Source organism: Sorangiineae bacterium MSr12523 (genome assembly GCA_037157775.1).
In the GTDB taxonomy this organism is placed as follows: Bacteria; Myxococcota_A; Polyangia; order Polyangiales; family Polyangiaceae; genus Pendulispora; species Pendulispora brunnea.
Genome location: CP089982.1, coordinates 9150604 through 9163789, shown reverse-complemented (window position 1 = coordinate 9163789; position 13186 = coordinate 9150604). Strand labels below are relative to the sequence as shown.

Annotated in this window: 8 protein-coding genes and 1 tRNA gene; 4 read left to right on the top strand and 5 right to left on the bottom strand. The window is 61.2% G+C overall.

The annotated features are described in order from the left end of the window. Window positions 1-300 precede the first annotated feature (300 nt). Window positions 301-786 carry a hypothetical protein gene (locus LZC95_35640; GenBank protein WXA91771.1) on the top strand — a complete coding sequence of 162 codons (486 nt, stop codon included), beginning with the start codon at window positions 301-303 and terminating at the stop codon, window positions 784-786. Window positions 787-882: 96 nt separating this feature from the next. Here the strand turns inward: LZC95_35640 and LZC95_35635 are convergent, their stop codons facing one another. After that, window positions 883-1983 carry a hypothetical protein gene (locus LZC95_35635; protein WXA91770.1) on the bottom strand — a complete coding sequence of 367 codons (1101 nt, stop codon included), beginning with the start codon at window positions 1981-1983 and terminating at the stop codon, window positions 883-885. 215 nt (window positions 1984-2198) lie between these two features. Between LZC95_35635 and LZC95_35630 the strand changes: the two genes are divergently transcribed. The 3 genes from LZC95_35630 (at window position 2199) to LZC95_35620 (ending at window position 3810) form a co-directional block, all read left to right on the top strand. Then, window positions 2199-2272 (top strand) — tRNA-Met (locus LZC95_35630). Between the two features lie 747 nt (window positions 2273-3019). Further along, window positions 3020-3595, top strand: a complete 576-nt coding sequence (locus LZC95_35625) for a hypothetical protein (protein ID WXA91769.1) — start codon at window positions 3020-3022, stop codon at window positions 3593-3595. Then, on the top strand, window positions 3592-3810 hold the full coding sequence (locus tag LZC95_35620) for a hypothetical protein (GenBank protein ID WXA91768.1): 219 nt from the start codon (window positions 3592-3594) through the stop codon (window positions 3808-3810). Before LZC95_35625 ends, LZC95_35620 begins: the two co-directional genes overlap by 4 nt. Before the next feature lie 14 nt (window positions 3811-3824). Here the strand turns inward: LZC95_35620 and LZC95_35615 are convergent, their stop codons facing one another. Genes LZC95_35615 through LZC95_35600 form a run of 4 tightly spaced genes read right to left on the bottom strand, consistent with a single transcriptional unit; the run spans window position 3825 to window position 13088 of the window. Beyond that, window positions 3825-6512 (bottom strand): phospholipase D-like domain-containing protein, encoded by a 2688-nt coding sequence (locus LZC95_35615; GenBank protein ID WXA91767.1) that lies wholly within the window; start codon window positions 6510-6512, stop codon window positions 3825-3827. Further along, window positions 6509-9442 carry a DUF1156 domain-containing protein gene (locus LZC95_35610; protein WXA91766.1) on the bottom strand — a complete coding sequence of 978 codons (2934 nt, stop codon included), beginning with the start codon at window positions 9440-9442 and terminating at the stop codon, window positions 6509-6511. Before LZC95_35610 ends, LZC95_35615 begins: the two co-directional genes overlap by 4 nt. Continuing rightward, on the bottom strand, window positions 9439-10029 hold the full coding sequence (locus tag LZC95_35605) for a DUF3780 domain-containing protein (GenBank protein WXA91765.1): 591 nt from the start codon (window positions 10027-10029) through the stop codon (window positions 9439-9441). Before LZC95_35605 ends, LZC95_35610 begins: the two co-directional genes overlap by 4 nt. Further along, entirely contained in the window at window positions 10026-13088 is a 3063-nt protein-coding gene (locus tag LZC95_35600; GenBank protein WXA91764.1) for a DUF499 domain-containing protein, read from the bottom strand. Before LZC95_35600 ends, LZC95_35605 begins: the two co-directional genes overlap by 4 nt. Window positions 13089-13186: the final 98 nt, after the last annotated feature.

The following is a 13186-nucleotide window of genomic DNA, read 5'->3' as shown; positions in this document are numbered from 1 at the left end:
TGAGGGCGCCGACGGCCGCGGTGGCATACGCGCTGCTTAGATAAATTGGAGCGATGCGAACACGCATCGTTTTCCCCCGAATTACACCCATCGAAGAGGTCTTTCGTGTCGCAACTCCTTCACGCTCGTTGGCTCCTACCGTTCGCGGCTGTGGCAGCGGTTTCACTGTGCGCTCCCTCACATGCGGATGCTGCGAGTGAGGATACGCAGCTCGATCGCCTGAACTCCGCAGGCCACACGCTGAAGTGGAATTGGAATCCTCCGGGTCGCCAGGAACGATACGGCCACGCTGAAACACTCGTGCAGGCCCCGCTCGCAAACGTGCGCACCCAAGTTCTCGACTTCTCGCATTACAAGGATCTCGCCGGCGGCAAATTCAAACAGTCGCGGATGGTCGGTAAAGAGGGTGGCAACACCGACGTGTACTTCCAAGTGCCCGTGATGAAGGGATTGCTCTCGATTTGGTACGTGTCGCGTTTCGGTCCCCCGCAGGTCCCCGCGCCCGGCGTCGAGATGGTCGAAGGCCGCTTCGTGCGCGGCAACATCAAGGACATGCACATCCAGCTGAAAATGCGGCAGATCGACGAGCGCTTCACGGTCATGTCGTGCGACTTGTACTTGGAGCCCAATCTTCCGGCCCCTCAGTCCGCCGTCGACGAGGAACTGCGCGATGCCTGTAAAGACGCGGTCGAAGCCGTGCGCGACAAGGCCCAAGGCTTCAAGGGCGACGTCCCTTTCGTGACGCCCCCCGCGTCGAACCCGCCCGCGGCGCGCGCGGGGCAGTGACGGACTAGGGGCGAACAGCCCGCTGCGCTCTTCGTGAGTGCGGCGGGTTTTTCATTTTGTGACGAGCCGCGTTACGCCGCGGAGGCGTGCGCGCGGTTACGCGCCGCGGAGGCGCGCGCGCCAGTCCGGCGGCAGGTCGAGGAAGCCGTCGTTGTAGAGGTAGTCGTACACCGCGTCGCAAACGAGCTCGCAGACATCGCTGAAGATGCGCGGATCGGCGACGAAGCGGATGGTCTCCGTGCGGAACTTCCCCTGGCTCTCGCGCACTTTCTTGAGCATCTCGTCCTCGGCAAAGGGCACGAGCCGCTGCAGGAACCGCCGCTCGAACGCCTGCCGAAACGCCGGGAACGCGTTGGCCGCAATTTTATACCCGGCGCGGGTCTGCGCATCGCGCAAGCGCGCTTCCTTGACGACCTCCCACGCGAGCTCGCCGGTGGAGGGCGGAAGTTCGTGGGTGAAGAACTTCGTGAGCCCTTCGTTGAAAAGCGACACCAGGGCATTGAGCTCGGGGGTCGTCCGGCCGAGGAACTCGTGGCGAAGGTTCTTCATCCACTCCGCGAGCATCTCCTTGGAGCGGGTGAGAAGTTCCGGACTGTCGTAGTCGAACGACTCCAGTTGTTTCACCACACTGTCCTGATTTCGCATCAGTGCGTAGTAGAGAGCCTGCTCCGCCTGGCGCATGGTCTTGATCTCGGTGGTCGACCCGCGCAGCTTCTCGTGGAGCTCGCTTTCGAAAAAGAGCCGCGCAAAGCGCTTCGAGGCTTCGCCCACCTTCCGCTCGATAACGCTAGCGAGCTTATCCTTGCGAAAAACCCGCGAGAGCATGGTCTTGAGGCTCTGAATCAGCTCGATTTCGAGCTGCGCCTTGTCCCGGTCGGAAAGAGGGGCGCCGGAGGAGACCGGCCCGGGCAGCGAAGCCCGGCTGATTCTCTGGAGTTCCTGCAGCTCGGCCACGACTTGTTCCGTGATGCGATCCAGCTCCGGGCTCGTCGCGAGCTCGGCTTTGTAGTGCACCACCCGGGCAGCAATCTGCTCATCGCGAAGTGCAAGCGCGGCATCGGCGAGCAGCAGCTTCTGCATCGTCGACATCGTCCCGTCGGCAGCCGGCACCGGCGCCCTCACGGGAGGCGCCGGGGGCGCGGCCGCCGTGGCTTTACGCGCACGGGGCGGCAGTGGCGGGGGAACGGGCTTACTCATGGCGCGTAGGGACGTTGCAGGGGCGCGTTGCGGGTGGGGCGCGTCGCGGGATGGGATGCGTCGCAGGAGAGAGCCGCGAGAAACGGCTCGAGAACCAAGCTTACTTCATGGAAGGCAGACTGATCATCGCTGAAAAACGGCAGGCGTGCACGCATGAGTGTTGACACTGCCGTTGGGGTGAGTAAGGTGCGCCCCTGTCACGAACGAAACATTGTCGCGCGGTGGAGCAGCCTGGTAGCTCGTCGGGCTCATAACCCGAAGGTCGTAGGTTCAAATCCTACCCGCGCAACCCCAGAAACCCCGGTGAAAACCGGGGTTTTGTACTTTAACTGGTCCAATGCTTGGTCCAAACTGCCCCTTCCGGGTAGTTTTTTGGTCCAAACCTTCGACGTGAAATCGAGTCGTCGATGAGGGCATGCGAGGGGGGTCGATCCGGACGCGCACGCGTCACCTTCGCTGAGCTCGCGAGTTACGACGACCACCAAACGCCCTAAGACGGCTCAATTCGGACGGTGATCGCGGTGGCGATCGACTCGCGTCAGCGTCTCTTTGCGAGCCCTTCGGTACATCTGGGGACGGCTACGCCAATTGTGTCGGCAGTGCTGACACGAGTCTTCTCTTCCGCGTAGTCCTTCCTCATTCCAGTAAGTTCAAATCGTAAGATTCATCGAGAAAATTGCTGGATGAAAGCGTCCGAGTTAGGTGCAAATCCTACCGGCGCGACTCAGAAACCCCGGCGAAAACCAAGTTTTTCTCTTCGTGCGGTCCAATCGCTGGTCCAAAGTTTTTCTGGAGCCGTACGAAAGGACAGGCGGATCCCGCCCGCTGAATCCGAGAAATTACGGAAACTACCGTTGGCTGGTCCACCAGACCGCCTGACGAAGGCGTAGGGCCGATTCCTACCCGAGTAAGCGCGGGAAAGGGACACCTACGAGTTGATGGCGAAAGGGCGTGACGGGGCGACGGCATGCAGGCCGTGAGCGCGCATCGTCGCTTCGCAACGCGAGGGGCGTCCGTTGTACGCTGCGCTTTGGAGATGAAGTACGATCGAACGATCATCGCCTATCACGGTTGCGACGCGAAGGTTGCTGAGCGAATCTTGCGAGGCGAGTCCTTCCAGAAAAGCCAGAACGACTACGACTGGCTCGGGGAGGGGATCTACTTTTGGGAGTACGGCGCCGATCGAGCCATGAAGTTCGCCGAGGACCAGAAGAAGCGCAAGAAGGTGCGGACGCCTGCGGTCGTGGGTGCGCTTATTCAGCTCGGGAATTGCTTTGATCTCATGGATACGAAGTTTACCAAGGAGCTGCGGCTTGCCCACGCGATGCTGAAGAAGATCCATGACGACCAAGAGACCGCGCTGCCCGAGAACGGCGGCGGAACACCCGACAAGAAGCTGCGGCGTCTCGACTGCGCCGTTCTGAACTTTTACTTGGGTTTTCTTGAGGGCACGAAGAGGATACGCTACGACACGGTTCGGTGCGGCTTTGTCGAGGGCGATCCCGCCTTTGATGGGAGCGGTATCCGCGAGCAGAGCCACATTCAGCTTGCAGTGAGGAACTCGGCTTGCATCGTAGGCGTCTTCCGGCCCACAATAGCGGAGAAGCCATGAAGCGCCGCAAGTTCAAGCCCACTCTCGACCCCGAGGCTCCGGGACTGGACGAGATGACACGTAGACGTCGTCGCGCGCTCGCGGAGCTTGAAGCGATGACAGCCGCGGAGCTGTTCCAGGTTGCGGTCCGAGCTGGGATCTACACCAAGGACGGCAAGCTTACGAAGCACTATCGCAACGACGCCGAGCCCAGTGCCACTCGGCCATCGGATTGACCCTTTGACGTGTGTCACCAACCTCGCGAGAGTCGCTCGATGACGTCGCGTCGGGAGAGCACCTGGGCGCACTTCTCCCAAGGCTCTCCCTTCGGTTCGACCGTGTCCGCGTATCGGATGTCGAACGCGTTTGCGCGGCGCTTCTTCTCGATGAACTCCGTGAGCTTATCGTCGAGCGTCTCGATGTGATCGATCCAGTCGTCCTCGATTACGTCGGGTAGAGCGCCAAAGACGTCGTACCGGTCCCGCATGCGGGAGGAAAGCCGGTCGTAGACCTCTTCATCCCTCGTGCCCTGATAGACCAGGTTCAGCATGTCAACACTGTCCCGGGCCTGCCCGAAGCGCTTGATGCGGCCAATCCGCTGCTCGAGGCGTGACGGATTCCATGGGAGATCCACGTTGATCAAGGTGCCGAGCGTTTGCAGATTCAAGCCTTCGCACGCTGCGTCCGTCGCGACGACCAAGCGAACCTCCCGCTCCTTGACGGCGCTCTTGATACTCTCGCGTTCCACGTGAACATGCTGATCTCCTCGAAGCATGCGGCTTCGATCCGCACCTGCGTAGAGAGCGATCGGCTCGGAAGGTAGCTTTTCCGCGAGCCTCTCAGCAACCCATCGCGCCGTGTCATAGTAGTGGCTGAAGATAATGCATCCGTGGTCGAGCCAATGCTCATCAATAAGATAGTGCAGGACTGCTTCGAATTTCGGATCCACTGGGTGTACGCGTAGATGCTCGACCACCTCCTCAAGAGCTTCGCGCTCAGCGTCGGTCAGGCTCGATAGCTCCTCGTGATTGGCGTCCTCGTCCTCGTCCTCCTCGTTGGGGTTTTTGCCTCCTAGCAGCTTCCGGGCGGTCGCGAGTCCCGCCGCGAGGCTCGAACAGATCCGCAACAGAAGCAGGCCCTCGATGAATCCGGCTGAGCGCGTGCGGTGCTTGAGCAAATCGGTAAACTTCTTAGCCGCATTGTACGCGGCGTCTATCGGCGGACTGGTCAAAAGGCCGAGGCCAACGAAGAAAGGCTTTGGGTGCTCCGGGATCGGATGGATGTCGACGGCGATTCTCGGCAGTAGCCCCTTCGCTTCCAGAACCTTCCGCTTGCGTAGGACTGTATGCCGCACCATTGGGTTGTGTTGCTGGAAAAACGCGAGCCCGTCTCGATGCTGGGTCGTCCGCTCGAGCAGCTCCTCGCGCGTGAACTCTGCTAACTCGTACCGCGGCCGGCTCGTGAAGTGGTCCTCATCGTTCAGCCCAAGGTCGGTGCGAATATGGTCGAAGAGAGCGTCCTCGTCACGCGGTGGCAGTGGGTTCCTGATTAAATCCCAACACTCACCTTCGTCCTCGACGGCCTTCGCACCCGTAATGAAGCCGAGCACGCGGCTAGGTGTGTGCCATAGGCTGCCCGCACGCCCAAGCACGTATTCGGCGCCTTGACCGAGCACATCGAGCAGGCCCCAAAGCTCGCCAACCTCCGTTTGTATCGGTGTCGCCGTTCCAAGAAGGACGTGCCTCGCATTCTTTGCGGATTCGCGCACGAAATCGAGAAGATTGTTCGGCTGGCCGGCGGTCCGTCCCGTGCCACCCGCCCGACGGGCACGATGTGCCTCGTCCAAGACGAGCGTGCCAAACCGCTTCCTAAGGAGGTGGTGCCGCTCGTCGGTGCGGTGGAAGATGAGCCCTGTGGAAACGATGCCGATCTGGTACGGACAACGGGCGACGTCCTCCGGGCCACGGGTCCGAATGTGGTGCCCGGTGTGGTCAAGCCATGTCTTTTTGGAGGTCCATACCGCTGACGGAACGCCCAGCTTGTCCCAGAGCTCAACTTGCCACTGTTGCGTCAACGTCGCTGGGCACAGGATGAGCGCCGGTCCATCCCCGAGGAGACATGCGAGAACGGTCGACGTGGCAAGCGATAGGGTTTTGCCCAGGCCGACCTCATCGGCGAGTAGCATTCGCGTCGCACCGAAGTAGTCTCGGTGCTCCAGAAACATCCCGGTGAATGCCCGCTGCCACGGCATGAGAGCCTCGCCGCGTGAATAGATCGGCGCCTCCGCCATCGTCGCCGCTGCAATCGATTCCGGCGGACATTCCTCGACGCTGCGGTACTCTACGCGCCGGGCGCAGCGGTCGACCTCCTCGATAATCGCGCGTGGCAAGGGCACGCCCTGTGACCAGAGGTACTCGAACTCTTCCCGCACCCACGCGATCGCCTCGGGCGAGTCGTCCTCCCAGAGAAGCTCGTAGTGCTCGCGCCAACCCTCGCGCGTTTCATTGTTGCTTCCCATGAACGCCGTCGACGAACCATCGCGCCCGTCGATGACACCCGCTTTCCCATGAACGAACGGCGTTGCGGCCTTCCCGACAACGCGGACTTGCAGATTTCCGCGAACGAGCAACTCATGAAGCTTCTTGTAACGGTCGCGTCCAAGAAGACTATCGGCTTCAGGTGGGCGCTCCGACCACTTCTCCTTCAGCGCCATCGCTTGCTGTTCCGCCGTCCGCGCGGCGGAGATATCGCGCGGGTCGAGGTCGCTGTTGCAGACGACGCGAACCTCGTCGATGCTCTTCAGTTCTTCGTGGATCAGCTCCAGAAGCGAGCTACGGAAGTAGCCAGCAATCCGGAAATATCGTTTCGCGCCACGCAGCTTCTCCCGAAGGAAGAGATGGTCGAGGCGACCGTGCCGGGATGAGAAGCGTCGAATCATGCCCCAAGCCGCTCCCCCTTCACGAGATCGCGGAGGACGCGAGCCGCCGCCGCTTCGTCAGGTTGGTTAGTGGCGAGCTTGCCCGCAAGATAGTCCGCGAGTGCGATCACCTCCGGCCGGCGTTGGAAGTAGCCCTTCACGTTGTCGCGCAGGTGGCTCATGACCTCGTCGGTCTCGACCTCCGTCTCGATCTCGAAAACGGCGAACAGCACCGCCCGCAACAGGGACGAGCCGAAGTCCGATGGCCCGAACTCCGCGCGCTTGAACTCCCTCGCCGACTTGAGTCGGGCGTCGTTCGGTCGCGTGCTCGCCAGCAGCGACTGCCACTCGCTGACGCGAAACGCCTTCGCGAAGTTCTGGTAGTTGTCGAGTTTCTTGAGCCCAGTCGCTTCCAGGTCGAGCATGCGCAGATAGAAGCGTTCTGCGCCTACGAGGCGCTCCCAGACCTTCGGTTCCAATCCGTCGGGTACGAGATGTTCGTTCGCGATCGCCACCGCGAACTCGATCAACTCGTTGATGACCGACGCCTCGCCTTCGTCCTGAGGCCGTAGCGCTTCCCGCGTCATGTCCAATCCGTCGATCTGCGTGTACGCTGTGAGCACGCGAAGAGCTGCGGCGTAGCCTGCCATCTGGAGATCAGCGTCCTCGAACAGATTTTCGGATCGGCCGTGCGTTCGCGTACGCTGGTTCAGACCGATCATGGTGTCGATCTGTCGGGCGACCTCGTCGCGGATCTCCAACACGAGTTCGTCTTTGTACGCCTTTTTCGCATCGCCCCGCTTCCGAAGAACGAGGATGACCGTCCCCTGAACGTATCCCCCTTTCTTGAGTTCCGAGGTTGTCTCCGTCGCGATGTACCACGCGGCGGTGACGCGCAGGCCAGCGCCCCAGAAGATGCCCGCCATATCGCTCCAAACCTTTGCGTCCTGGTGCGTAAACATGACGATCTGAATCCCGTCAGTCGGCATGTGAGCAGCGAGAGCGCTGTAGGCGCGGACCATCTCTCGCCGAAACGCTTCGCCGCGACCGCGAATCGCCAGATCGCGTCGACTATCCCAGATCCAGTCTCTGAATGGAGCAGGAGGCCTTCTTCGTAGCCACGCGATGAAGTATTCCGTGATCTCGTCGTAGGCTACCGCGTCGGCGTAAGGAGGGTCCGTGATACCAATGTCGATAGGCACGTCTAGCTCCGCAGCGGATGCTGTTCGAACGTTCGCCGTGCCAACTACGGCTGCCTGGCCGGGTAGCTCGGAAACGATCGGCCTGAGCGCATACCAAGACCGAGCCGCATAGTTCGGGAATACGTTGAGAGCCTGGTTGTAGAAGACCTGCTCCGGGTAGTCGCCCGCCGGGGCAACGCCCGGGCGACCAGCATGGCCAACGCGCCAGCGACTAAGCTTGGACGATTTGTCGAGGGCGCCTGTAAACAGACACAAGAGAGCCCCAACGACACTCTCGTCCGGCTGCGCCCGAATCGCTTTCAGCGTACACGCCCAAAGGAGGAGGTGGCGCGGCATGAAGAGGTGATGCCAATAAGTCCAGCCGCGCGTGCGAATCGGCTCATCGGTCTTCTCGCCAGGTTCGATTGGCATGTCCGGGACAAGACCAGCCTCCTGCCAGGAATGGAGGTTCTCCACGACGATGCTCTCGACAACGCGCTCCCGCTTCAAGTCCGCCGCGGTTGGGGCGCGGAAGAACGTGGCGTCCGAGCCAGGTCTCACCCATTGAATGCAGTACAGGCGCTCCTGGTAGAAGTCATCGGCTCGGGGAACGACGTCTCCTTTCTCCCAACGCCGTAGGTCGTTGCTCGAAACACCGCCGACCTGGCGATCTCCCCGCAGCGTCCGTATCGGCACACGATGCTCAACACCGTCAATGGAGTAGACGATTTCTCCCTGGCGGACCGTGCCTTGCACTGACGCTTCCAGTTGAGCATCGGTTGCGTCGTTGATTATCTCGATGTCGAATCGTTTGCGCCGTGTATTGGGAACGAGCCGCGCGCAAGTCCGCTTGTTCTTGCTTATCAACCACGAACCGGACAAAGGAACCATCCAGCCCGAGGGGCACTTCGCTTCAAGACAGTATAGGAATGCCTTGGCTCGATTGCTTTCGGAATCGTGTTCGATGCCAAGGCTCACGATTTCAGCCTCGACGCCCTCGGTGACCTCCTTCTGTGCCTTTGCGATCGCGGTACGGAAACGATCGTCCGCGCCGACAATGTTGAACGCACCCCACGTGAGCATGCAGGCGATGGGATTGAGGTCGGTTGCGAAGACGTCGCATCCTAAGCGCGCCGCTTCGAAGGGGATCTGTCCGCTTCCGGAGAACGTGTCGGCGACCCGTGGCCGGTGGCCGAATCGGCGCACACCGAGTTGCTCCACGAGTTCAGCGTGCGAATTCGCCGTTGTCCCGAGGTGGGCGTTCACATGACTCCATATATCCGCGAAGGCTTTTTCCGGAAGTTCCTCCGGGCGAAAGCTCCGGCGATCCAGTCGCTCGTTGTAAGGCATTCGAGCGAGTACTCGTCCGAGGAGGCGAAGACGATCGCGCCCTTTGACCCGCCAGCGCCCGTCATCGTCGAGAAGCTCGACTCGAAGGTCACCGCCCCACCGTTTCACATCCTCTTGGGAGAGACGTTTCACACGGTGCGCGAACGCGTCGTCGTCCATTCCCATGAGAAGCTCGAAAATCTCGAGGTCGGCGTCTATGTCGTTGGTCGCTGGTAGGAGGGATCCCAGCAGGCATGCCCTCACCAAGACAAGCATCTTGCGGCCCTTCCAGTACCCTCCTAGGGCGGTCAGAGTTTGGCCAGCACCTGCCTTACGCTCACATTGCGTCTCGATGGACACCTTCTGTGCTGGAAACGCCACCTCGATGAGGGAGGGACGATCTTTCCAGGATCGCGGTCCAGAAGACATTTCGTGATTCATGACGATGCCTTTGCCAGAGGGAAGAGTGGAAGATCCTCCTGCAGTCGCATGCGGGTCTTCTTCGCTCGCCCGGGAGCGATCTCCCCGCGTACCGGATTCTCTGTGAGCGCAAAACGGAGCGCCTTCCGCCAACCGATGTTCCCGTCGTCGATACCGCCCGTCGCTGCAGCGGTCATGGTAAACAGCCACCATCGCTCTTCAGGCTTGAGTCCAGCCCAGTTCGTGATCGCGACAGGCACGAGCTCAAGCGGCGCGTATTCGACGGCCCATGCAAGGACGCATAGCTCCTTGCCGAGAAGGCGTTCGACCTTGTTTTCGCCGATGGCCCAGCGGCTCGTGGCATGCCCCTTCTCTTTGAGGCGCTCGTTAAAGACTCGGCGGACGATATCCGCGATTGCGGTCCACTTCGCGCGATCCAATTCGACCCGTTCGAGAAAATCAGGGAGCCCCGCGTGACCTGCACGAAGCCCGAAGTGTTCTACGATTCGCACGGGCTTGTCGCGGCCGCGAGGAATTGTGACGACGATGTGGTGCGGATCGACGCTGTCCGGACACCCGAAGCCGAGAGTGGCCTGCTTCAGTTTCACTGCTCCACCTCGTTGGCGCCGACTTGTAGGCCCCACTCCTTGACGAACTCGCTGAGGTCGTGGCCGCTCGTGAAGTCGATCTCCCGTGCGGTCACTCTGACTTCGGCCATGTCGTCGGCCAGCGCCGCACGAAGCGACGCGATGACAGCTTCAATATGATCGGCGGTAACAATCGTCTCGCTACCGAACCGCAGCGAAGCGTTCCTTGCACCTCTCCCGACCTCGACCGTCGCTCCGGTCAGACGAGCACCGACCTGCTTTGCACGGGCCACGAGCCTGAATGTGTCCGGTGTGCCGGGGGCGTCGACGCGCTTCTTGAGCTTAGCCTTCCGTGACGGATCGATGTGAACCTCGGCGTTCCCGGCGCGAGGAATCGTGAAGTTGCGCCGGGCCGAAACGCCCTGGTCTTCCGCGTAGCAGTAGAGCGTTACCTCTGAGGTCCCGACTTCGATGGGAGAGTTATACGAAATGCCCTCGGCGGGGTTTGCGCCGGTGAGCGTGTACTTAATCGTGCCTCGCGGCACGACTCGCAGTTCGATTGTACGGCTGCCGACGCCTTCACGCGGCTGGTGAGTGATGGTCAGTCGATTTGACCAGGTCTCGGGCGGCCCTGGCTCGTGCTCGCCCGAGGGATCGATGGCGAGGAACCAGAGGCGAGTCGCATTCGTCGTGTGTTTCTGCTCGGTGAGGCGGTGGCTCTTCTTCGTAACTCCGGGATTCGTGTCCCAGAAGATCTGCGCCGCCTTGCCCGCGTTCTTGGCGATGACTTCGAGCGTGGCTGTTCCAGTCTCCTCGCTGTAGCCGCGCTCAATGATGTGTACCGACGTCCTCGGCTTTTCGAAGGGGCCTTTCTCAATGTATCCGTCCTCGGTGTACTTCCAAATGCCTCGCTGTTCCGCGATCTTCCGGAGAGCTTCGAGCCCGTTGTTCGGCAGCCAGATCCAACGCGGAACGGCGAGCGCACGCGCGCGGATGTCGCGCCACGGGACGCGCTTCTGGTTGTCCGGCCAGATGACGTCCTCCGCACGCGAGATGAGGCCGGGCGCGTCCTTTTCGATTTCTAGAACCAGTTTGCTTACGCCAGTCGCGGCAAGGGCCTTCTCGACTTGCTCTTCCCCGTCGAAGCGGTTCTCGGTGAACTGCATAGCGAGCTTCGTTGCCACGAGTCCCCGCGCCGACGGGTACCAGATGCGGTTGAACGTGGCGGTGACGGTCGCATTGTACTCCTGTTCTGCCGTCTCGAACCGTTCGCGTAGCTCCTCCTGGTGAGGTGATGTCTTCGGCAGTTGATCCTGGAGCTTCGCGACGGCGTATAGCATGCGAGTCTTCTCTTCGAGGTTGCTCAGGTCGGATCCATCTCCCGCGAGGATGCAGACGTTGTTCTTCTGAACGACAGTCTCGTAGAAGCGCGCGGCAACCTCCGGAGGGTCCTTCGTGTCGGGGCTGAGCACGAGAAGGACGCGAGGTCCGTCGAGCCTAACCTCGTCGAGCATCGGTAGGGCCATCAGCTCCTGGTAAGCGGTCTTGCGTTTCGCTTCGAAGATTCGCTCCAGTCGGCGGCGCATCTCGGCGTCGACCTTGTTCTGAGGTGCGCGATCTGCTTCTGTCGAGAGTCGCTTCGTGAGGTTCTCGACGTTCGAGAAATAGTAGGCGTCGCTCTCGTCCCGGTGGAGGTACCAGGCGTCACGCCGAAGATGGTCGAATGCCTCCGCGAACTCTAGGACGGACCGATGCGGCGAAATCAGGCGCTCCAGGAGCCGCTGCTTCGTCATCCCCCTGACGGCGTCGATTGCGGTCGAAAGCGACGCGGAGAGCAGCAGCGCCGCCACCTGGGAAGCGGCGTCGTTCTGCATCTGAGCGTCAATGGTCTCGGCGTGCGCGCTCCCCCCAGCCGCAATATCCGTTGCGATGGCGCCGCGGAGGTCGGCGATACGAATTATCTCGTCGCGCACTTCGCCGTCGTTCAGGTCGAGGTGCTGCAAGCCGATCAAGTAGACGTCGTTCGCTTCTCGATTGAAGACTGACCGGATCGCCTTCGACACGAACTGCATCAAGCCGCGTGTCTGCCGGTACCCTTCGTTGTTCCGGAAGAGCGCGATAATATCTTTGATCGACGGATGGAACGGATAGGATCCGCGAATCTCATCGGCGATCTGCTCCGCGCTCTTCGCGATGGACTTGGCCTTTTCCGCCTCCTTGATCGCCCCCGCGTATGCCTGCACGACATCCTCGACATCTCGTTCGCCCGGCAGCGTCTCGAAGAGGCGCTTCTTTAGAATCTGGTAAACTTCATCGCCGCCGAGTTCGACGGGCGTTATGGGCTTGGCCTGGCGGCGAGCTTCCTGCTCGACGTTCTTGACCGCCTTACGAAGATCCTTGGATGCGCCTTCATACGTGCCGCTGAGGTTCGAGATCACGATGCAGAGGCGCGGCAGCTTAAGAGCGGCCGAGAAGAGATTTGACAAAGCGGCCGTCGCGACCTGGGCGAGAGTCCCACCGCCAACTGTCCGCGTGATGGCGTTGTCGAAGTACGGTGGTAGCTCGTCCAGGAGGATGAGCGTGGGGTCTTCTCCAATCAAATCGACCCACGCGCGCTCGTCGGGAGCTTTCGGGCCATCCTGCCAGAACTTTCTGAACGCATCAGCCTTTCCCAACTGCTGGGCAATCTCGCCCCAAATGAAGTGATCGGGATAGTTCCTGCCGGTGAATGCGACAACACGCGCCCGCCCGAAGGGGTCGCCGCTTGCAATCTCCGGAACGACCTTCTGCCTGACGTGCTCGTCGCGCGCCACGATGCCGAAGGCGATCATGCAATGGGTCTTACCGCCGCCCATCGCCTGCGTGAGCTCGAAGACTGCCTGGTCGGAGCGGCCGGCAAGGCGCCGCAGACCCATTTCGAAGAGCTGCCGCATACCTGCTGTGATATGGTTCTTCTCGAAAAAGGCTCCTCCATCACCAGCCTTCTCGATCAAGTCGGCGAGATCCTCAATCTGTTCTGCGAGTGAGAACTCAAGGGCCATCCGGTGGGGTTTGCACGCGTCGCGTACGGTCTTAAGCATCTTTCGTGGCCTGGGCTTCTGGTGTGGCGCGAGTAGCCGTCATCTGAGCGGTGAGAGAGACTACGCGCTCTTGACCCTCACGATCAACGGCGGGCCGT